Source organism: Streptomyces sp. NPDC006430 (genome assembly GCF_040612395.1).
In the GTDB taxonomy this organism is placed as follows: Bacteria; Actinomycetota; Actinomycetes; order Streptomycetales; family Streptomycetaceae; genus Streptomyces.
The window spans coordinates 360825-382130 of record NZ_JBEXQA010000004.1 but is presented as its reverse complement, the minus strand read 5'-3'; the positions used below and the strand labels follow the sequence as shown (position 1 = coordinate 382130).

Sequence of the window (21306 nt, the reverse complement as noted above, 5' to 3'; positions counted from 1 at the left end):
CGGGTGCCGCGCGGAGTGCGGGCGGTGGCGTACGGTCCTCGGCGTCCGGGCCTCGACCTCGGCGACCGCGCGCCTCTCGTGGACCTCGTGCAGGTGTGCGAAGGGCGTGGGCGCCGCGGCGGCGTAAACCCGTCATCCCGGGCCCGGCCAAGGAGCGGCCGTCCTGGAGCCCGTCGCGGTGATCCGTCGTACGGCCGTATCGAGGGGCGGCTGCGCTGCCGGTCCGGGGGAGTGGAGAGAGGATGGGAGACACCCGGGGGTCCGGCCCCGGGGGTGGAGAGCGAGCGGGGCGATCCACCGCTCCTACGGCAGCGGACGGGAAGGAGCGGGCGGCATGAGTACGGCGGACGCCTTCCGGGCCGGCCCGGAACCTGCGAGCCCCGGTCCCGCCACCGGGCCCGGCCTGCTCGACGTGCTCGGAGTCGCGGCGGTGGTCCTGGACGAGCACGGACGCATCTCGCTGTGGAGCCCGCAGGCGGAGGAGCTGTTCGGCTACAGCGCCCGGGAGGCGCTCGGCCAGTACGCGGCGCAGCTGCTCGTCGACGAGCAGCACCTGGACATCGTCCTCTCCCTCTTCAAGCAGGTCATGTCCGGCGCAGGACCGTGGGCCGGGGTCTTTCCCGTACTGCGCAAGGACGGCAGCATCCGGTTGACGGAATTCCGCAACATGCGGTTGGAGGATCAGCAAGGGCGGCTCTACGCGCTCGGCATCGCCTCTGACCAGGCCACCCTGCGTCGCCTGGAGCGCGACCTCGCCCTGTCGATGCGGCTGGTCACCCAGTCCCCGATCGGTCTGGCCGTGCTCGACACCGACCTCCGCTACGTCCTCGTCAACCCGGCACTCGAACGCCTCAACGGGCTTCCGGCCGCGCAGCACCTCGGACGCCCGGTCCATGAAGTCCTGCCCCATGTGGACGCCACGGCCATCGAGGCGTCCATGCGCGAGGTCCTGGCCACCGGCCTGCCCCGGCTGAACCAGATGGTCACCGGCCGTACGCCGGCCGATCCCGATCAGGACCACGTCTGGGCGGGGTCGTTCTACCGGCTCGACGACCCCGGCGGACGACCGATCGGAATCGCCGTCTCCATCGTCGACGTCACCGAACAGCACAGGACGTCGACGGCCGTGCGCCTGGCCCGCCAGCGGCTCGCGCTGATCGCCGACGCCTCCGTACGCATCGGCACCACCCTCGATCTCTGGGTCACGGCGCGGGAACTGGGTGACATCGCCGTGCCGCAGCTCGCCGACCTCGCCACCGTCGACGTCCTCGACGCCGTCCTCACGGGGGACCATCCGCCCGGCGCTCCGACGGACAAGACGTTGCAGTTCCGCGCCCTCGCCGTCAAAGCGGCCCACCCCACCCCGGCCACCCTCGCGGCCGACCCGGTCGGTTCGATCGCACGGTACGACGCCACCCGGCTGGTCACCCAGTGCGTGCAGGCCGCCCGCCCCATAGTCCTGGCGCACGTCGGGCAGGACGAACTCCCGAGCATCGCCCGGGACGCCGAGGCCGCCGCCCTCCTCGCCGAGGCCGGAATCCACTCCTACCTCGCCGTGCCGCTGATCGCCCGCGGCGAAGTCATCGGCGCCCTCGGCCTCCAACGCATCACCAACCCACTGCCGTTCGACCATGACGACGTCCTGCTCGCGGGTGAACTCGCGGCCCGCGCCGCCGTCTGCATCGACAATGCCCGCTGGTACCAGAAGCAGCGCCACGCCGCCCTCACCCTCCAGCGGCACCTGCTGCCCCACCACCCCACACCGACCCCGGGCCTGGAGATCGCTTACCGCTACCAGCCCGCTGCGGCGGCGGGCGAGGTCGGCGGCGACTGGTTCGACGTCATCGCGCTGCCCGAGGACAAGACCGCCCTCGTGGTCGGGGACGTGATGGGCAGCGGGATCAACGCCGCGGCCACCATGGGCCAACTACGCACCGCAGCCCGCACCTTGGCCGAGCTCGACCTCGACCCCGCCGCGGTCCTGACCCGCCTCGACCACACCACCACCGGGCTGGGGCACGCCATGGCCACCTGCGTCATCGTGGTCTACGACCCGCACCGCAACCGGTGCCGCATGGCGACGGCCGGCCACCTGCCCCCCGTACGCACCAGCCCCGGCCGGCCCCCCGAGCTCCTCGACCTGCCCACCGGAGCACCCCTGGGGGTCGGCGGCGTGCCCTTCGAGGCGATCGCCCTTGATCTGGGCGTCGGCGACCAGCTGGTCCTGTACACGGACGGGCTCGTCGAGACGCGCGACGAGGACATCGACACCCGCCTGCTGGCGCTCACCGATCTGCTCCGCGATCCGGGCCGCTCCCTGGAAGGGACCTGCGACCGCCTGCTGGCCGAACTGCGCCAGCCCGACGACCGCGACGACGTTGCCCTCCTCGTCGCGCGCACCCGGCCCCTGTCGGCGGACCCGGGGCGGTAGCGCCCGCACGGTACCAGCCTTTCGAGTGGTTGCCCGGATGTTTGTCCATTCGTGATGGTCCTTCCAAACGGGCACCACAACTGGCACTAGCGTCCCGTGGCACCCGGGGAGCGCGGGTGCCACGGCACGACTGACTGCCGGAGCCTGAGCTGCCGCAGTCACTCCCGGTCCACGCAGCAAGGAGGCACAGTGCCGTCTTTCGGTCGTTCGTCCGTCGGCAGCATGTCGGTAGCTTCGCGACACGTGATGGCAACCGGCGTCGTCATCGGCGCCCTCGCTTTCACCCTGGTCGCGTTGTTGATCCCCGTGCAGAAGTTCGGCGGGAGGAACGCCGCGGCGGCCACGGTCTCGGCTGCCGATGACGACGGCGCCGGGATCATCAGTACCGCCTTCGGGCCGTTGACCCCCCAGGACCGGGATTTCGTCCGCAAGGTGAGGCTCGCAGGTCTGTGGGAGCTGCCCGCAGGGCGGCAGGCCCAAGAGCGCGGGAAGCGTCCCGCGGTCCGTACCGCCGGGGAGCACCTCATCGAGGGCCATACCGAACTGGACCGCAGGGTCATGGAGGTGGGCCAGGCCCTCGGAGTGGAACTGCCCAACCAGCCCAATGCGCAGCAGCAGGGCTGGCTCGACCAGCTGAACCGGGCGCAGGGTCCCCAGTACGAGGCGCTGTTCGTCCAGCTGTTGCGCAGGGCGCACGGCAAGGTGTTCACGCTGGTCGCCCAAGTGCGCGCGCAAACCCGCAATTCCATGGTCCGGGCCCTGGCCACGGACGCCAACGCCACGGTGCTGGACCACATCGCGGTCCTTGAGGCCAGCGGACTGGTCGACTTCGACGGCCTCGCGGACGCCCCGCCCGGCACCCCCTCCGCCCCTGCTGCGCCAGCCCCCGCTTCCTCCATCGTTTCCCGACCTACGAAGTGAAGTGATCGCATGAGTCAAAAGGGCCACAAACGCCGCCTGCGGCCGTCGCAGAAGATCCTCGCCATGGTCTCCTCCCTGGTCCTGGGTGGCGGCGGAGTCGTGATCGTCGCCCAGGGGGCCTTCGCGGGGCAGTCGGGCCGTTCGGCGCCCGTGACCGCCACCATCGACTGCCCGGACGTGGGCGACAAGCTCAACAACGTGCCCGACCAGGTCCGGAACGAGGTGGACGCGAACCTCGCCAAGCTCGACACCCAGGTCGCTGACGCCTACAAGCAGCTCGCCACCGGCAATGCCAAGGCCGATGCACTGCTCGGCGGGCTGAAGGACCAACGCGGAAAGACCATCAGCAGCCTGTCCGACACGATCGGGAAGGCGGCTCAGCGTCCGGCAGGGCTGGAGGCGCTCAGCGCCTGCGAGATGAAGCAGGCCCCGGCCGCCGACCCGGCGGACGATCCGGCCGTAGCGAAGGCCGCGCAGGGTGCGCCGCCGCAGGGCGCGGCGCAGCAGGGCACGGCGCCGCAGCAACTGGCCAAGGGCGGCCCGGCGCGCAGCGACTTCGTCGCCATCGGCAAGGTGAAGCCCAACGTGAAGAAGCCCGCAGCCCGTGCGGGCGGCTCCACCGGCTCGTTCGCCGTCCAGTGCGGGCGGAACGAGAACGGCCACTTCAATCCGGACAACGTCATCGTGGCCCCGGGCGTGAGCAACGGCGCCCACCACATGCACGACTACGTGGGCAACAAGACCACCGACGCCTTCTCCACCAACAACAGCCTCGCCCAGTCCGGTACCACCTGCACCAACGGCGACCAGTCGACCTACTACTGGCCGGTGCTGCGACTGCGTGACGGCAAGGCCGAACGCGATGCCGCGGCGCCGGGCGGCGGTCAGGACGCGAACATCGGCACGATCCTCAAGCCGAAGCAGGTGACCATCGAGTTCAAGGGCAACCCGGGCTCCAAGGTCACGGCCATGCCCCGCTTCATGCGGATCATCACCGGTGACGCCAAGTCGCTCACCAACGGCCCCGGCAACGCCAACGCGTCGTGGAGCTGCACCGGCTTCGAGAACCGCCAGCTGAAGGACAAGTACCCCACGTGCCCCAAGGGCAGTGACGTCGTGCGGACGTTCAACTTCCAGAGCTGCTGGGACGGCAAGAACGTCGACAGCGCCAACCACCGCACCCACGTGGACTTCGCGGACAAGAACGGCAACTGCAAGGCGGGCTTCAAGGCCATCCCGCAGCTGGTGCAGCGGATCGTCTACAGCGTGCCGCCCGGCGCACGGTTCGCCGTGGACAGCTTCCCCGAGCAGCTCCACAAGCCGGTGACCGACCACGGTGACTTCATCAACGTCATGTCGAACGGCCTGATGGCCGGCGCGGTGCGCTGCATCAACGACGGGCGCGCCTGCCGCTGAGTCCCTCGGGGCGAGGCTCCCCTTCCCACCTCCCCAGCGTCGCCCCGAGAGCGGTGCCGGCCCGAAGGTTACTTCGGGCCGGCACCGCGTACGCGCATGTGCCACTGCCCGAAGGGGCCTGCGGGCCCTGCGAACCACGAGGAGCGCCATGTCCGGCTCTCGTCACACCACGGCCGGTCCGCAACGCGGGGCCGGGGCCGGGTCCGGGCCTGATCCCGGGCCCGGGCCTGATCCCGGGCCCGGGCCCGAGCCCACCCCGGCGTCCGAGCCTGCGTACGACCCCTCCCCTGCGTACAACCCCTCCGACCAGGACCTCATCCGACGGCTCAGGCAGGCGTACGCCGCCGGCGCCGGGGACCCGGCCGTCTGCGAACTTCTCTACCGGCGGCACAGTGTCGCCGCCTTCGCATGTGCACGCGGTTGCTGTCGGGCACCGCAGGACGCCGAGGACCTCGTGTCGGAAGCCTTCATCCGGACGCTCCAGGCCGTCCGCTCCGGCGCAGGACCCCGGGACCAGTGGCGTCCGTATCTTTTGACGGTGGTCCGTCACACGGCCATTGAGTGGCGGGCGGGCGCCGGGCGGACGGTGCTGACCCCCGACGTCGAACCGTGGTGCCGTCCCGACCCGAACGGCGACGACCCGCAGCGGCGGCTACTCGACAGTGAGGACCGCCGGCTCGTCGCCCGCTCCTTCCAGGCCCTGCCGGAACGCTGGAAGGCCGTCCTCTGGCACACCCTCGTCGAGGACGACTGCCCGCACCACGTCCCGCTGCTGCTCGGCATCACCCCCAGTGCCATGTCCTCGCTGGCCTTCCGGGCCCGCGAAGGGCTGCGCGAGGCGTACCTGCGCGCCCACCTCACCGCCATCGACGACGACCGCTGCCGCCACTACGGCAGCGTGCTCGGCGCGGCGATCCGGCGCCGCGGCGCGCCCCGCGGTCGGGGACTCGCCCGCCACCTGGCGACCTGCCACTCCTGCTCCCGCGCGTACGCGGAGCTGCTCGACCTGAACGCCGCCCTGCGGGCAGGCGCCTGCGCCATACCCATCGACCGCTGAGCGCTGACAGCACGGCGGCCCCGGTCCCTCGCTCCGCGCTGGCGGGGGCGAGGGACCGGGGCCGTTTCCGTGGAGAGGGGTCCGGGGCGGTTGCTACAGGCCGTTGACCCGGGCCATGCGGCCCACGCCCAGCGGACGGAAGTCCGTCGTGGCGGCGCGTGCCTTGCGCCCCACCCGTGAGTGCTGGCGCCGCACCATGGCCATCAGGCGGCGGCTGCGCAGGGCCATTTCGAGTTCGAAGCGGGTACGCGGGTCCCGCAGGCCGGGACCGAAGAGCTTTTCGAGCTGCCGCATCCGGTAGCGCACGGTCTGGGGGTGCACGCTCAGTGCCTTCGCGGCCTCGGGTGCGCCACCGCCTTCCAGCCAGGCCAGGAGGGTGACTTCGAGCCGTTCGCTCTGGCGCGGGGTCAGGTCGGCCAGTGGCCGCAGCCAGCGTGCGGCCAGCGCGTGTGCCAGGGGCTCGTCCTGGAGCAACAGGAGGGTCGAGAGATGGTCGTCGACGAAGAGGGCCCGCGCTTCCAATCCGGCGCGGTTCGGGGTCAGGGACAGCAGCCTCAGGGCCCAGCGCAGGGAGGATGCGGTGTCGCGGGGGGCGACGGGGTGGCCCACGGCGGCGAACCGGCCGCGCAGCAGGGCCTCCAGGGAGGTACGGGTCTCCGCGTCCGGGTTCGGGATCAGCAGGCAGGGCTGACCTCCGACCATGCCGGCCAGTCCGTCGTCCAGGGCGGCCGCGAGTTGCTGGGTCTCGCCCGGTGTGGCCAGGGCGATGGCCCGTATTTCGGCCGGCAGGGGCCATCCGGCCGCGGAGGCCAGTTCGGACAGGGCGATTTCAGACATGGGCATGTCAGCCGTAAGGGCGGAAAAGAGTTCCCGCCGGGCGCGTTCGGACGGGCTGCCCAGTCCTTCGGAAGGGACGACCGTCAGTGGGGCCAGCTGCCTGCGGCGGCGGGACTCCCGCAGCCGGGACCTGCCGTGGCGGTCCTGCTCCTCTTCTTCTTCGTACTGCGCTGCGAGGTCGATCTCGTCCTCCTCCTCGTCCTCGCCCCCGTCCCGGAGTTGACCGTGGCCGGGGCGGCCGGGGTCGGTCTCGGGGTCGGGGCCGGTATCGGGATCCGGGTCCGCCTGCCGGCCCTGCTTCTGCGGGGCGGGCTTGCGGTACCCGAGGGCGGTGAGCAGGGCCACCTCGAGCCGCTGTCTGACCACCTCCTCGTCGAGGTCGTCGACCAGGGCGGAGAATCCGGGGAGCTCCTCCCTCAGCTCCTCCACCAGCCCGGCAGCCAGCGCAGGGAGTTCCCTACGCACGACTCGGGTCCATTCGCCGCGGGGTCGGGCCCAGATGCGGTTCAGAAGTTCGCACATTGTTACCTCGTTCATGCCGGGGTACGGCCTGCCCCGTGGGAGGGGGGCAAGCCTGCCGAGCTGCCTCCCTCTCCCTTCAGCGCCAGTGCGGAAAGGGGAAGTCGAGCACCTCGTACACCCTCCAGGAGAGTGTCATCCACTTGCAGTCCCGCGGCTTTGCCTCAATTTTGCCGTCGGGGAGGTGTGGTGGCGGTTTGAGCGTCAGGGGGTTTCCACCGCACCGTTGGAAGGGAATCTTCCGCAGACGTTCGGTGCGACGATGCCACGCGCGCAAGAACTTGTCACGATTCGATAAATCCTGTGGAGACGTTGCGAAGCTCCACGATGCTTCTGCACTCCGGCCCCCGCTCCCGGTCGGCGAGTCCCCATCTCCCGCCCACCGCGGAGCAGTTCCGTCGACTACCCCGGGCGCCGAGTGCGCGGTGGAGTGCCTCGGGCCTGGGCGTATGGGAGAACTAAATGCCCCTGTACCAAGCCCGTACGCCCCGCTCTCACCGGGCTCGGCGCACCAGACGCCATGCCGGCGTCGCTGCTGCCGCGGCCGTCGGTCGGCGAGCTGTCCGCAGGCCTCCCCTGCTCTCCCCGACCGGAGAGGTGCGTCCCGCCACCCTCGTCGTCGCCGCCCTCGCGGCCCTGCTCACCCTGGGCGTGGCGGCCCAAGTCGGAGCCTTCACCCATCTGTCGGAATTCCTCGACTTCGGCGCGGGCGTTCTTGCGCTCGTCTCGCTCACCTCCGCCGTCCTGTGGGGCCTCGCAGCCACGGACCGCAAGGTGCTCACCTCCGGGCACCGGCTCGTTGCCCAGGGCGCACACCGTGGCCTCGCCGTCGCGGGACTGGGCTTCCTCGCCCTGCACGTTTGGATCAAGATCGCTGAGGCTCATACGGGAGTCGGTGGCGCGTTCCTACCGTTCACCGACCAGGACCAGCCGGTGCTCATCGGCCTGGGAACCGTGGCCGGATACCTCTTCGTCTCCGTGGCGATCTCCGGTGCGGTCCGCAGCGCCTTCGCCACCAACGGCCGCTCCATGTGGTGGCGCGCCTTGCACGTGGGTGCCTACCCGGCCTGGGGAGCCTGTCTGGTGCACGGGCTGAAGGCCGGTCGGGCCGCCAGCGGTTGGGTCACCGTCTCGTACGCCCTGTGCCTGGTCGGGGTCGCGGGCGTGCTCGCCGTCCGCCTCCGGGCCCGGCTCCGGGCGCTGCCCCCCCGCCCGGTCGCCGGGCAGCCTTCCGTACCCCCGAAGCCGGTGGGCCGGCCCAAGGCCCCCCAGAGGTTCGTCCGGCAGCCCGCCGAGTGGGCCGCCGAGCGACTGACGACGCGGTTGGCACGCCAGTCGGACCGGCGGTCCGTCGCGCAGGCGCCGGATCCGGTATCCGCCGCCGCGGCGACAGGCCCCGTCACCTCGTCCCGGCCCGTTCTGTCGCCCACCGCAGACGATCTCCTGTACGACACGGTGTTCATTCCCACCAGGATCGGGGTCGGGGTCGCCAACGACCGGCCCGGTGAGTCGTACGACGGCATGCGGGGCCGGCAGTGACCTCACTCGTCGATCCCGCGCTCGGTTGCGTCGGCCAGCCCAGGCTGCTGGCAGGACTCGACGCGCTGCCGCGGCTCGATCGCGCCGACCACCTGGTGGTGCACGGCCCGCTCCCGCAGTACACCTCGGACGAACTCGTGGAGCTCGCCGAGGGCATCGACCTGCGGGGCCGCGGGGGAGCGGGCTTTCCGTTCGCCCGCAAGCTCAAGGCAGTCATCCGGTCCGCCCGGATGAAGGAGGGGCGCACCGCCGTCGTCGTGAACGGCACGGAGGGCGAACCGAGTTGTCTCAAGGACGCCGCCGTGCTGCTGCGCTCCCCGCACTTGATGCTCGACGGCGCCCTGCTGGCGGCCGGAGCGATCGGTGCCGAGGAGGTGGCCGTCGGAGTGACCCGGGACGACGTGGAGCAGTCCCTGCGCGCCGCCGTCGCCGAGCGTGGCCCGGTCGGCAGTCGCGTCCGCGTCGTCAGGCTCCCGGAGCGCTTCGTCACGGGAGAGGGAACCTCCCTTGTGAACGGCCTCGACGGCGGGCCCTCCGTCCCGAACGGGCAGAAGGTCCGGACCAGTGAAAGAGGTCTGGGAGGGTTGCCGACCCTGTTGTCCAACACCGAGACGTACGCCCAACTCGCCGTCGCGGCGAGACTCGGCGCCCAGGGGTACCGTTCGGCCGGTCTGCCGGACGAGCCGGGCACCACCCTGCTGACGATCAGCGGCGAGACGGTCGTCGAGGTGCCGCTCGGGACCTCGCTCGCGTACGTCCTGGAGCTGTGCGGGTCGTCCCCCGGCCAGGGCGTCCTGGTCGGCGGGTACCACGGCAAATGGCTGACGGCGGCGGACGCCCGAACAGCGCTGCTGTCCCGGCAGTCCCTGTCCTCGTACAAGGCCGTGCTGGGGGCGGGCGCGGTCCTGCCGCTACCGGAGGACACCTGCCCGGCCGGCGAAGTGGCCCGCGTGACCCGCTGGATGGCGGACGAGACCGCCGGCCAGTGCGGGCCCTGCGTCAGAGGCCTGCCCTCGCTCGCCGACGCCGTGGAGGAGTTGGTGGGTGGGGGAGGGCGGGCCGCCCTGGAGGCGGTCGAAGTGCGCATGCGGGGGGTACTGCGCCGCGGCGCGTGCAGCCACCCCGACGGCACCTCGGCCTTCGTGGCCTCCGCGCTCGCCGTCTTCCCCGACGAGATGCGCGACCACGCCCTCGGCAGTGGCTGCGGGCGACGCGTCCTCGGCGCGCTGCCGTTGCCGGCCGACGAGAACCCCGAACGTCTCGTCGTGGACTGGACCCTGTGCCGGGGGCACGGGCTGTGCGTGGACCTGCTGCCCGAGGTGGTGCGGCTGGACCCGGACGGGTACCCGGCGCAGGCCGTCATGCCGGTGCCCGGAAGGCTGCGGCCCAAGGCGCTGCGCGCGGTGCGGCGCTGCCCCGCGCTCGCACTGCGCATTCAAGAATGAACTGTCGGTAAACGATGCACGTGGGCCGTAGTTCAACGGTTAGCGCGATCTGACAAATTCCCGTTCATTCGAATTCGGTCATCCTTTCAGGCCTTATGAATAAGTGAGCAGACGAACCCCCGGGCTCAACCCGAAGGAGTGAACGTGAACAAGATGCGTCGTGTGACAACTGCCGGATCGGTGGCCGCGGTTCTGTTGCTGGCGGCAGGATGCGGAAGCGGCGGGAACGACGCCCGCGGCGCGAATTCCGTACAGCCGGCGGGCGCCGGAAAGGCGCTCGGAGGCGCATACGACTCGGCGTACGGGTCGGGTGGGTACGGGGCGGACGCAGCCGCCGGTTCCGGGTCGGGCTCGGACGTCGGCTCCGGCAAGGGCGGGGCGGCGGGGCAGCTGTCCGTCCGCGACATCGAGAACGTGGGCAGCGTGGTCGCCGACAGCGCCGGGGTCACCCTCTACCGCTTCGACAAGGACACCCCCCAGCCCCCCAAGTCCAACTGCGACGGGGACTGCGCCACGACGTGGCCGGCAGTTCCGGCCGACGACGCGTCGGCCGCCGCCGGCATCGACGCAAGCCTCCTGGGCGCGGTCACCCGGACCGACGGCAGTAAGCAGCTCACGCTCGCCGGCTGGCCGGTGTACCGCTACGCGAAGGACACCAAGGCGGGAGAGGCGAAGGGCGAAGGCGTCGGCGGCACCTGGCACGCACTGGCACCGGACGGGAAGAAGGCGATCGACAAGAAACAGAAGACGGACGGAAATGCGGGAACGGGGGGGATGGAAATGAAGACGGGGAAGGAACTCTCCGTCGCGGACAACGAAAAACTCGGTAAGATCCTGGTGGACGGTCAGTGGCGGACGCTCTACCGGTTCGACAAGGACAGTGCGTGGCCGATGAAGTTCGGCTGCCTCGGTGCGTGCCTGGACACCTGGAAGCCCGCCCCGGCCGTGGACAAGTCGAAGACCGAGGGAATTTCCGCAAAGCTGGTCGGATCGGTGAAGCGACCCGACGGATCGGAGCAGTTGACGATCGACTGCTGGCCGGTCTACACGTTCACCGGCGACACCGAACCGGGACAGACGAACGGACACAACAAGCAGGGGCTCTGGTTCGCGGTCACCGAGGCCGGCAAGAAGGTTCCGCCGACCGCCTAGCCCCCCTCGATCCCACCCCGACCCCTGTGAGGCAGCCAGCCATGCCCCGTTCACCCCGTACCGCCGCTGCCGTGCTGCTCGCGATGACGCTGTGCGGCGGCTGCGCGGCCGGGACCTCGGCCGGGACTGCGGCCGGTCCCGGAGGGCCCGTACCGAGCTCGTCCGCCCGCCCCGCCCCCCTCCAGGAGATCGCCGAGGCACTCGGCTGCACACCCGAGATCACGGTCGACGCGGAGGAACTCCGGGAAGGCGCGTGCGGGTCGGGCCAAGAAGGATTCCGCATGGCCACCTTCACCACCGAGCAGGGCCGGCAGGCGTGGCTGACGGAGGCCCAGATGTACGGCGGCACCTACCTGGTCGGACCGCGCTGGGTCATCACGGCGGCATCCGCCGAAGCCCTGGCCCCCGCCCGCACCCGGCTGGGCGGAACCATCGAATCGGCCCCCGCGCACGGTTCCCCTTCGCAAGGCTCCTCCCACGGCTCCGACGGCGGCCCCGACCAGGGCGCCTCGCACGGTGCCTCCCACGGAGCCGCACACCCCGGCGGGCACGACACCCCGAGCCCCGCCACGTCCTGAGGGGACGCGGGGGCCGCGCATCCCCTCGTGGCCCCCGCGTCCCTGTCCGACCGCCCCGACCGCCCGACAGCCCCGACCCGAGCTGACCAGACCCGGCCCCGGCCCGGCCCGCAGGAAATTGCGGTGCCGGACCGGGGCCGCGTCAGTACACTCGCTTCCGTGCCGCCCCGGGACGGGGCGTGCACGTCATCGAATGAGTCGAGCGGCACGAACGAGGGGAGCCAGACCGTGTGTTACCGCACCGCTGTCTTCGTTCCCCGGTCGCGGTACGACGTGATCCTGGTGTCTTCGTCTTCCCGGTGACGGCTGCGCGGCCGCCACCGGACGTCCGCGACGAAGATCCGACCTCCCTCACGGCAGGTACGCCGACCTCGCGCACCCGGGTGAGCCCCGGGCGGCGCGGTCGCTCCCTGTGACGCGCGCCTGCGCCGCGTCCCGATCCGTCCGGAAATCGCGCTGCCCTCCTTCTCGACCCTTCAGAAAGACCTCGGGCCATGCGCACCCACCTGAACTCCTCGTCCACCGTCCGCAACCTCGGCATCCTGGCGCACGTCGACGCCGGGAAGACCACCGTCACCGAGCGGATCCTCTACGCCACCGGAGCCACCCACAAACGGGGCGAGGTCCACGACGGCACGACCGTCACCGACTTCGACTCCCAGGAACGCGACCGCGGCATCACCATCTTCGCCGCAGCGGTCAGCTGCACCTGGGACGGCCACCGGATCAACCTGATCGACACACCGGGGCACATCGACTTCTCCGACGAAGTGGAGCGTTCGCTGCGCGTGCTCGACGGTGCGGTCGCCGTGTTCGACGCCGTTGCCGGAGTCGAGCCGCAGAGCGAGTCGGTGTGGCGGCAGGCCGACCGGCACGGTGTGCCGCGGCTCGTGTTCGTCAACAAGATGGACCGCGTCGGTGCGGACCTCGACCGGGCGGTCGCCTCCGTCCAGGACAGGCTCCACGTGGTTCCGTTGGTCGTCCAGCTGCCGATCGGGCAGGAGGACGGCTTCAGCGGGACGGTGGACCTCGTCCGGATGCGGGCGCTCGTCTGGCATCCCGGGCGGGACTCCTTCGAGACGGGCGCCGTGCCCGACGCCCTCCACGAGGAGGCGCGCACCCGGCGCCGGCTTTTGGAAGAGCGGGTGGCGGAGCTCCACCCGGCGGCCTTGGAGGAGTTCTGCGCCACCTCGACGCTCTCCGCCCCCACACTGACCGCTGCGTTGCGCGATCTGACCCGGAGCGGTGAGGGAGTCGTCGTACTGTGCGGATCGGCGTACCGGAACCGGGGGATCGAGCCGCTGCTGGACGCCGTCGTGGCGTACCTGCCCTCGCCCGCCGACATGCCGCCCGTACGCGGGACCCGCGGCGCAGCGGTGGAGGAACGGATCGCCGATCCGGCGGCCCCGTTCGCCGCGCTGGCCTTCAAGGTGACCGCGACGGCGACCGGACGGCTGACCTGCCTGCGGGTCTATTCGGGAACGATGCGGAAGGGAGACACCGTGCTGGACGCGGGCACCGGCCGGAGCGAGCGGATCGGACGGATCCTGCGCGTCCAGGCCGACCGTCACGCCGAGGTGGACCGGGCGGAGGCCGGGGACATCGTCGCCGTGGTCGGGCTCAAGGGCACCCGGGCCGGATCCACTTTGTGCGCACCGGACGCTCCGCTGGTCCTGGAACCGCCCCGGGCCGCCGCACCGGTGGTGTCCGTGGCGGTCGAGGCGCGCAACAGCACCGAGGCGGGCCGCTTGTCCTCGGCGCTGGCCCGACTGGTCGAGGAGGACCCCTCGCTCGTGGTCCGGACGGATCCCGAGACCGGCCAGACGGTCCTGTCGGGGATGGGCGAACTGCACCTGGAGGTCGCGGTGGAGAAGATCCGCCGCAGCCACGGTCTGCACGTCGGTGTGGGCCGCCCGCGGGTGGCCTACCGGGAGACGGTGGTGAAGGGCGTGTCGGGTCTGGTGTACCGGCACGTCAAACAGGACGGCGGCGCCGGTCAGTTCGCCCACGTGGTGCTCGACGTCGAGCCCCTGGACGGGGACACCGGCGACGGCGGCGCGTTCGCCTTCCGGTCGACCGTCGTCGGTGGCCGGGTACCGCAGGAGTACGTCCGCGCGGTGGAGTCGGGCTGTCGGGACGCGCTCGTCGAGGGTCCCCTCGGCGGACACCCGGTCACCGGGCTGCGGGTCACCCTGACCGACGGGGCCACGCACCCCAAGGACTCCTCGGAGATGGCGTTCCGGGCAGCGGGCAGGTTCGCGTTGCGCGAGGCCCTGCGCGCCGCCACGACGGAACTGCTGGAACCGGTGGTCGAGGTCGTCGTCAGCGTCCCCGACGAGGCCGTCGGCGGGGTGCTGGGCGATCTGGCCGCCCGGCGCGGACGGGTCTCGGGTTCGGTCGCGCGAACGGGGACGACGGCGGTCACCGCCACCGTCCCGCTGGCCGAGCTGTTCGGGTACGCCTCGCGCTTGCGCAGCCGTACCCAGGGGCGGGGCACCTTCACCACCCGCCCCGCCGGCTACGCCCCTGTCCCGATGGCGGCGTACGACCGCGCCATGGCCGGGTGACGTCCGGCGCGCGCCCGCCCCGCCCCCGGCCACCGTGGCGGCCGGGGACGGGGCGGGGGCGGGGGCTCACGGGGAGGAGGCTGCGGCGTCCGCCTCCTCCAGGTACCCCGCAGGGAAGGGCTGTTCGGCCCAGATCGTCTTGCCCCGGGCGTGGTAGCGGGTACCCCAGAGCCGGGCGAACTGCGCCACCATGAACAAGCCCCGCCCGCCCTCGTCGGTCTCGGCCGCGCGCCGCACGTGCGGGGAGGTACTGCTGCCGTCCGAAACCTCGCAGATCAACTCGCGGTCGCGGATCATCCGCAGGTGGATCGGTGCGGTGCCGTAGTGGATCGCATTGGTGACGAGTTCGCTGACCACCAGTTCCGTGGCGAACTCCAGCTCGGTCAGGCCCCATGCGGCCAGCTGCCCCGTCGCGAGCGTTCGGGCGCGGCCGACGACCTCGGGCTCGGCCGGCAGGTGCCAGGTGACGTGGCGGTCCGCTGCCAGCTCGTGCACGCGCACCAGCAGAACCGCCACGTCGTGCTGCGGGAACACCGGGAGCAGCCGGCCGATCACCGCGTCGCAGGCCCCGTCGAGCCCGTTGCCGTGCTGTCCGGCTCCGGACGGCGGATCGAGCGGGACGTCCGACAGTGCCTCGGGGAGCCGTTCGAGGCCCAGGTCGACGTTCCGGTCCGGGGCCGCGACCAGACCGTGGCTGTACAACATCAGCACGTCCCCGTCGTTCAGCGTCAACTCTGCGCTCTCGAAAGGGGATCCTCCAGAACCGAGGGGTGGTCCGGCGGGCAGTTCCACGAGGGCGGGCACCCCGTCCACCGGGGCGCGCACCGGCGGCGGATGGCCCGCGCAGGCGACCGCGAAATGCCGTGAGATCGGATCGAAGATCGCGTACGCGCAGGTGGTCCCGGCCGCGCCGCCGGGGTGCGGCCGGCTCTGCTCGTCCCGGCCGTGCTCGTCCACGAACCGGTGGATCTGGTCGTCCATGTACGAGAGCAGCTCGTCGGGGGAGAGGTCGAGATCGGCCAGGGTCCGCACCGCCGTACGGAGTCGACCCATGGTCACCGCCGCGCTCAGGCCGTGCCCCTGCGCGTCGCCCACGACCAGCGCCACCCGCGCGCCCGACAGCGGGATCACGTCGTACCAGGCCCCTCCCAACTCCGCGTGGCCGTGCGCGGGCAGGTAGCGGGTCACCGCCTGCACGGCGCCGAGCACGGGGAGCCGCTGGGGCAGCAGGCTGCGCCGCAGGGCCAGGGCCGCCGTCCGCTCCCGCGTGTAGCGACTCGCGTTGTCGATGCACACCGCGGCACGCGCTGCGATCTCCTCGGCCAGCAGCACGTCGTCCGGCTCGAACCCGTGGCCGCGCGCGTGACGTACGAACACCGCGGCGCCGAGCACGGCCCCGCGGGCGGACATCGGTACCAGCAGCCACGAGTCGACTCCGTGGGACCTGACCAGCGCGGCCTGCTGCGGGGCGACCGCGGTGAGCTCCGCGATCAGCTCCTCACCCGTCAGCAGGAGGGGTTCGCCGCTCGCCATGGCCCGGGTGAACAGGGATCCCGGCCCCGAGGCGAAGGGGTCGACCTCGCCCGTCGCGACCATCGCGTCCGGCCCCCCGGGTACCGCGGAACCCGCCGCGCGGAGCAGCGTCACGGTCTCGCCCACCGGGCCGACGACGGGCTCCTCGCCGCCGAAGAGCGGGGCGAGCAGGTTGACGTAGGCGTGGTCGGCGAATTCCGGGACGGCCACGTCGACGAGCTCCCGCGCGGTGTTCAGGACGTCCAGTGTGGTGCCGATCCGCGTGCTCGCATCGTTGACCAGCGCCAATCGCTCCCGTGCCCGGGCTCGTTCGGTCACGTCGGCCACGGTGTGCGCCAGCGCGATCAGTTCGCCCGAGCTGCTGCGCAGCGGGAGGATGGTCTCGGACCAGACGTGCTGCTGGTCGGGGTCACCGCGGATCATGCCGCGGACCTCGGTCTGGACCATGGCTTCGCCGGTCTCCAGGACATGGCGCTGCCGTGCTTCGAAGGCGGCCATGTCCAGCAGGTCGGGCGGCGCCACCTCGGACATCGTGCGTCCGACGAACTCCTCGTTGGCGAAGCCCGCGCCCCGTCGCAGGGCGTCGTTCTGTGCGATGAAGCGCAGCTGCGTGTCGAAGACGTCGATGAGGAACGGGGACTCGGTGAACAGCCCTCTGATCAGGGCCTCGCCCAGTTCGCGCCGGCGCCAGGCCTCGGCCTCGGTGGCCTGGATCAACCACTGGCGGGCACCGGCCGTGGACGCCATGGGGCGTGCGTGGAGCGCCACCTCGACCCCGTGTCCGCCCCGGTGCCGCAGGACCGCGTGCCCGAAAGCCGAGCGCGTGATGAGCAGGTCCACCCCGCGCAGCCCCTGTACCTCCCCGGCGGTGTAGCCGAGCAGACGCTCGGCACCCCTGCTCCAGCCGATGACCACGCCGCGCGCGTCCAGCAGGGCGTACGTCTCGTCGCCCGGTTCCGACAGCACGCCGGAGGCATCGCGGAACACCGGGTCCTGCATCACTGCGCCCCACTTCCGGATCTGCGGAACGACTCTTTGCGTACGGGTGCAATTATCGCTCTGCGTCACCGCTCGTGCAGCGTGGGTCGGGACCCGTCCGGCCCGCTCGCGACGACCGCACCGCACCGGTGGCCGCCACGACGCGGCCCCCCGGATGCCGTAGACACCCCCCTGTTCGGCGCCCCCTTTAGCGTCTCTTCCCGGCCACGCGCAAGGCTTCAACAGGAGAATTCTTGTTGGCGCACTAGACTGGCGGGTTGTTTGGCGCTGGACCGGAACAACCCGGGCAGACCCGGGCTCCGCCGGCACCGGGACGGTTCCGGGAACGAGACGCGAGGGCCGATGGCAGCCACACCTGAGCGCGGCGATCTCACTCTGCTCGACGACGGGGACGTGCACGGGGAGCCCGGCAAGTCCGCCCGGTTCCGCGCCGGGCCCGCTGCCCCGACGCGCACCCTCGTCGACGTCTTCGAGGCCACCGTACGGGCGTACCCCGACGAGCTCGCCCTCGACGACGGCACCGCCCGGCTGACCTACCGGGCACTGGCCGCCGAGGTCGAGCGCCGGCGACGCGCACTGGCCGCCGCCGGAGTGGGGCTCGGCGACCGCGTCGGCGTCCGCGTACCGTCCGGGACCAACGAGCTGTACGTGGCCGTCCTCGCGGTCCTCGCCGCGGGCGCCGCCTACGTGCCCGTCGACGCCGAGGACCCGGACGAGCGGGCCGAGCTCGTCTTCGGCGAGGCCCGGGTACGGGCGGTACTGGGCGCCGGACGGCGCATCGACGTCACCGACCTCGCGGACGTCCCCGTGCCCGCCGTCCGGCCCGGCCCCGAGCACGACGCCTGGATCATCTTCACCTCCGGTTCCACCGGTCGGCCCAAGGGCGTCGCGGTCAGCCACCGCAGCGCCGCAGCCTTCGTGGACGCCGAGGCCGCCCTGTTCCTCGCCGAAGAACCGATCGGTCCCGGCGACCGCGTCATGGCCGGACTGTCCGTCGCCTTCGACGCCTCCTGCGAAGAGATGTGGCTGGCCTGGCGCTACGGCGCCTGCCTCGTGCCCGTCCCGCGCTCCCAGGTGCGCAGCGGAGCCGACCTCGGCCCCTGGCTGGTGGAACAGGAGATCACCGTGGTTTCCACCGTGCCGACCCTGGCCGCGCTCTGGGACCCCGAGGACCTGGGCGAGGTCCGGCTGTTGATCTTCGGAGGCGAGGCCTGCCCGCCCGAGCTGGCCCAGCGCCTGGTCACCGAGGGGCGCGAGGTCTGGAACACGTACGGCCCCACCGAAGCCACCGTCGTCGCCTGCGCCTCGCTCCTGACCGGTGCGGGACCGATCCGGATCGGCCTTCCGTTGAACGGCTGGGAACTGGCCGTGGTCGACGAGTCCGGTGAACCCGTGCCGATGGGTGGCAGCGGCCAGCTCGTGATCGGCGGTGTGGGCCTCGCCCGCTACCTCGACCCGACGATGGACGCCGAGAAGTACGCCCCGCTGGAAACCCTCGGCTGGCAGCGCGCCTACCGCAGCGGTGACCTCGTCCGCGCGGAACCGGAGGGGCTGGTCTTCCTCGGCCGCGGTGACGAACAGATCAAGCTCGGCGGCCGTCGGATCGAACTGGGCGAGGTGGATGCGGCGCTGCAGGCCCTGCCCGGCGTCGCCGGGGCCGCCGCCGCCGTACGCACGGCGCCCAGCGGCAACCAACTGCTCGTCGGCTACCTGGTCACCCAGGAGGGCTGGGACCGCGCCGCGGCCGTCGAGCGGCTGCGCGCCGAGCTGCCCGCGGCCCTCGTACCGCTGCTCGTGCCGGTCGACGAACTGCCGACCCGCACCTCCGGCAAGGTGGACCGCGACGCCCTGCCCTGGCCTCCCCCCACTCCCGCCGGGCGGTCACCCCAGCCCGAACTGGAGACCACCGGCCCCACCGAGCAGCTGTACGGCACCGAGGCCTGGCTCGCCGAGCAGTGGAGCGAGACCCTCGGCGTGACCGTCACCAGCGCCGCCGACGACTTCTTCGCGATCGGCGGCAGCAGCCTCGCCGCCGCCCAGCTCACCACCCGACTGCGCACCCGCTACCCGAGCGCGGCCGTGCTCGACGTCTACCAGCAGCCCATCCTGCGCAAACTGGCCCGGCGGCTGGAGAGATCCGTACAGGACGACGGAGCGACCCGGACCGTCACCCCGGTTCCGCTCCGTTCCAAGGTGACGCAGACGCTCCTGCTGCTCCCGCTGTTCACCCTGGTCGGCCTGCGCTGGACGGTGGCGCTGCTGGCACTGGGCAACGTGCTGCGCCGGTTCGGTCCCCATCCGTGGGCGCCCACCGCCTCGTGGTGGCTCGTCGCCGCCGGTGCGGTGCTCCTCTTCAGCCCGCCGGGTCGGCTCGCGATCGCAGCCGGCGGTGCGCGCCTGCTGCTGCGCGGGGTCAAGGCCGGACGCTACCCGCGCGGCGGCAGCGTGCACCTGAGGCTGTGGACGGCCGAGCGGTTCGCCGAGTGCGTCGGCGCGACCTCACTCACCGGCGCCTGGCTGGAGCGCTACGCACGGGCCCTCGGCGCCAGGGTCGGCCCCGAAGTGGACCTGCACGCGATGCCGCCGGTCACGGGCATGCTCAAGCTCGGCCGCGGCTGCGCCGTGGAATCCGAGGTGGACCTCTCCGGGCACTGGCTGGACGGGGACCGGCTCGAAATCGGCCCGGTCAAGGTCGGCGCGGGCGCGGTGGTCGGCACCCGCAGCATGCTGTTCCCCGGCGCGCGGGTCGGCAAGCGGGCCGAGGTGGCCCCCGGGTCCGCCGTGGTCGGCCAGGTCCCGACCGGCCAGCGCTGGGCCGGAGCACCTGCCGTCAAGCTCGGCAAGGCCAAGCACAACTGGCCGGGGGACCGCCCGCCGCGTGCGGTCCACTGGCGCAGCCTCTACGGAGCGACCGGCTTCTGCCTCACGGTCCTGCCCGTGCTCGCCTCCCTGCCGGCCCTGCTCGTGGTGAGCCGGTTCGTGCCCGCGGGGGCCGGGCTCCCCGAGGCGCTGCGCGGAGCGCTGCTCGCGGTGGTCCCCGGGGCGCTCGCCTTCGGGTGCACGTACGCGCTGCTCCTGCTGGTCGCGGTCCGTCTGCTCAGCCTCGGGCTGCGTACGGGAAACCATCCGACGCACAGCCGGATCGGCTGGCAGGCCTGGACGGTCACCCAGCTGATGGACCTGTCCCGGGAAACCCTCTTCCCGCTGTACGCCGGGCTGATCACACCGGTGTGGCTGCGGCTGCTGGGCATGAAGGTCGGCCGGGGTGCGGAAGTGTCCACGGTGCTCGCGCTGCCGAGCCTCACCACCGTCGGCGAAGGCGCGTTCCTCGCGGACGACACCCTGACGGCCCCTTACGAGCTGGGCGGCGGCTGGATGCGGATCGGGCACTCCGAGATCGGCCGTCGGGCGTTCCTGGGTAACTCCGGCATGACCGCGCCGGGCCGCACCGTGCCGGACGACGGGCTGGTCGGCGTGCTGTCGGCCACCCCGAAGAAGGCCAAGAAGGGCAGCTCGTACCTGGGCCTGCCACCGGTCCGGCTGCCGCGCTCCGCCGCGGAGGCAGACCAGAGCCGCACGTACGATCCGCCGGCGCGGCTGCTGTGGGCGCGCGGCCTGGTGGAGCTGTGCCGGCTCGTCCCGGTGTTCTGCTCCGCCGTGCTGGCCGTACTGACCCTGGCGGCGCTCTGCGCTCTGATCACCACGAGCGGTCTGGGGATCACGGGGGCGGCGCTGCTGTCCGGAGCGGTCCTGCTCGCCGCGGGTGTCGCCGCGTGTGCGGTCGCGGTGGCGGCGAAGTGGTTGCTGGTGGGCCGGCACCGGACGGGTGAGCACCCGCTGTGGAGCGGCTTCGTCTGGCGCAACGAGCTGGCCGACACCTTCGTCGAGGTACTGGCCGTGCCGTGGCTGGCCGGTTCGGTGCCGGGCACGCCGCTGATGGCCCTGTGGTTGCGCGGGCTCGGGGCCCGGATCGGTCGGGGCGTGTGGTGCGAGAGCTACTGGCTGCCGGAGACCGACCTGGTGGTGCTGGGCGACGGAGTCAGCGTGAACCGCGGCTGTGTGTTGCAGACCCACCTCTTCCACGACCGGATCTTGAGGACGGATACTGTGGTCCTCGGTGAGGGCGCCACCCTGGGCCCGGGCGGAATCGTCCTGCCCGGGAGCACGGTCGGAGCCCGCAGCACACTGGGTCCCGCATCCCTCGTGATGGCCGGGGAAACCGTCCCCGCCGACACCCGCTGGCTGGGCAATCCGATCGAGGCGTGGCGACCCTGAAAGGGCAGGCCCCGGGCGGCCGGTCCGGGGTGGTCCG

At 72.1% G+C, this 21306-nt stretch carries 12 protein-coding genes; 10 read left to right on the top strand and 2 right to left on the bottom strand.

The annotated features are described in order from the left end of the window. Positions 1 to 334: 334 nt before the first annotated feature. The 4 genes from ABZZ20_RS09535 to ABZZ20_RS09520 all read left to right on the top strand — a co-directional run bounded on the left by ABZZ20_RS09535 (position 335) and on the right by ABZZ20_RS09520 (position 5825). Complete coding sequence (locus ABZZ20_RS09535; protein WP_356868491.1) at positions 335 to 2431, top strand: SpoIIE family protein phosphatase; 2097 nt, start codon at positions 335 to 337, stop codon at positions 2429 to 2431. Between the two features lie 246 nt (positions 2432 to 2677). Further along, positions 2678 to 3352 carry a DUF4142 domain-containing protein gene (locus ABZZ20_RS09530; RefSeq protein WP_356868624.1) on the top strand — a complete coding sequence of 225 codons (675 nt, stop codon included), beginning with the start codon at positions 2678 to 2680 and terminating at the stop codon, positions 3350 to 3352. A 9-nt stretch (positions 3353 to 3361) separates the two neighbouring features. Next, positions 3362 to 4768: a DUF1996 domain-containing protein gene (locus ABZZ20_RS09525; protein ID WP_356868489.1), complete on the top strand. Its 1407-nt coding sequence runs from the start codon at positions 3362 to 3364 to the stop codon at positions 4766 to 4768. Positions 4769 to 4916: 148 nt separating this feature from the next. Continuing rightward, on the top strand, positions 4917 to 5825 hold the full coding sequence (locus ABZZ20_RS09520; RefSeq protein WP_356868487.1) for a sigma-70 family RNA polymerase sigma factor: 909 nt from the start codon (positions 4917 to 4919) through the stop codon (positions 5823 to 5825). 93 nt (positions 5826 to 5918) lie between these two features. Here the strand turns inward: ABZZ20_RS09520 and ABZZ20_RS09515 are convergent, their stop codons facing one another. Further along, on the bottom strand, positions 5919 to 7184 hold the full coding sequence (locus ABZZ20_RS09515) for a helix-turn-helix domain-containing protein (RefSeq protein WP_356868485.1): 1266 nt from the start codon (positions 7182 to 7184) through the stop codon (positions 5919 to 5921). Positions 7185 to 7778: 594 nt separating this feature from the next. Between ABZZ20_RS09515 and ABZZ20_RS09510 the strand changes: the two genes are divergently transcribed. From ABZZ20_RS09510 to fusA, 5 genes are all read left to right on the top strand, one after another. Continuing rightward, positions 7779 to 8720, top strand: coding sequence for a hypothetical protein (locus ABZZ20_RS09510; RefSeq protein ID WP_356868483.1), 942 nt, complete (start codon positions 7779 to 7781; stop codon positions 8718 to 8720). Beyond that, positions 8717 to 10165, top strand: a complete 1449-nt coding sequence (locus tag ABZZ20_RS09505) for an NADH-ubiquinone oxidoreductase-F iron-sulfur binding region domain-containing protein (protein ID WP_356868481.1) — start codon at positions 8717 to 8719, stop codon at positions 10163 to 10165. The genes ABZZ20_RS09510 and ABZZ20_RS09505 overlap by 4 nt, the downstream gene beginning before the upstream one ends. 153 nt (positions 10166 to 10318) lie before the next feature. Further along, on the top strand, positions 10319 to 11317 hold the full coding sequence (locus tag ABZZ20_RS09500; RefSeq protein ID WP_356868622.1) for an SCO0930 family lipoprotein: 999 nt from the start codon (positions 10319 to 10321) through the stop codon (positions 11315 to 11317). A gap of 41 nt (positions 11318 to 11358) precedes the next feature. Next, positions 11359 to 11895, top strand: a complete 537-nt coding sequence (locus ABZZ20_RS09495) for a hypothetical protein (protein WP_356868479.1) — start codon at positions 11359 to 11361, stop codon at positions 11893 to 11895. 494 nt (positions 11896 to 12389) lie between these two features. After that, positions 12390 to 14462, top strand: a complete 2073-nt coding sequence (fusA, locus tag ABZZ20_RS09490) for an elongation factor G (RefSeq protein ID WP_356868477.1) — start codon at positions 12390 to 12392, stop codon at positions 14460 to 14462. Between the two features lie 66 nt (positions 14463 to 14528). On the opposite strand, the gene ABZZ20_RS09485 is transcribed toward fusA, so the two are convergent. After that, on the bottom strand, positions 14529 to 16994 hold the full coding sequence (locus ABZZ20_RS09485) for a SpoIIE family protein phosphatase (RefSeq protein WP_356868475.1): 2466 nt from the start codon (positions 16992 to 16994) through the stop codon (positions 14529 to 14531). Between the two features lie 342 nt (positions 16995 to 17336). Between ABZZ20_RS09485 and ABZZ20_RS09480 the strand changes: the two genes are divergently transcribed. Next, the gene (locus tag ABZZ20_RS09480) at positions 17337 to 21269 is read left to right on the top strand and encodes a Pls/PosA family non-ribosomal peptide synthetase (protein ID WP_356868473.1); all 3933 of its coding nucleotides are present in this window, start codon (positions 17337 to 17339) and stop codon (positions 21267 to 21269) included. Positions 21270 to 21306: the final 37 nt, after the last annotated feature.

Bases quoted from the DNA above. Each gene is read 5' to 3' on its own strand.
- ABZZ20_RS09535 (WP_356868491.1), top strand. From the start codon at position 335: ATGAGTACGGCGGACGCCTTCCGGGCCGGCCCGGAACCTGCGAGCCCC.
- ABZZ20_RS09530 (WP_356868624.1), top strand. From the start codon at position 2,678: ATGGCAACCGGCGTCGTCATCGGCGCCCTCGCTTTCACCCTGGTCGCG.
- ABZZ20_RS09525 (WP_356868489.1), top strand. From the start codon at position 3,362: ATGAGTCAAAAGGGCCACAAACGCCGCCTGCGGCCGTCGCAGAAGATC.
- ABZZ20_RS09520 (WP_356868487.1), top strand. From the start codon at position 4,917: ATGTCCGGCTCTCGTCACACCACGGCCGGTCCGCAACGCGGGGCCGGG.
- ABZZ20_RS09515 (WP_356868485.1), bottom strand. From the start codon at position 7,184: ATGTGCGAACTTCTGAACCGCATCTGGGCCCGACCCCGCGGCGAATGG.
- ABZZ20_RS09500 (WP_356868622.1), top strand. From the start codon at position 10,319: ATGCGTCGTGTGACAACTGCCGGATCGGTGGCCGCGGTTCTGTTGCTG.
- ABZZ20_RS09495 (WP_356868479.1), top strand. From the start codon at position 11,359: ATGCCCCGTTCACCCCGTACCGCCGCTGCCGTGCTGCTCGCGATGACG.
- fusA (WP_356868477.1), top strand. From the start codon at position 12,390: ATGCGCACCCACCTGAACTCCTCGTCCACCGTCCGCAACCTCGGCATC.
- ABZZ20_RS09485 (WP_356868475.1), bottom strand. From the start codon at position 16,994: ATGCAGGACCCGGTGTTCCGCGATGCCTCCGGCGTGCTGTCGGAACCG.
- ABZZ20_RS09480 (WP_356868473.1), top strand. From the start codon at position 17,337: ATGGCAGCCACACCTGAGCGCGGCGATCTCACTCTGCTCGACGACGGG.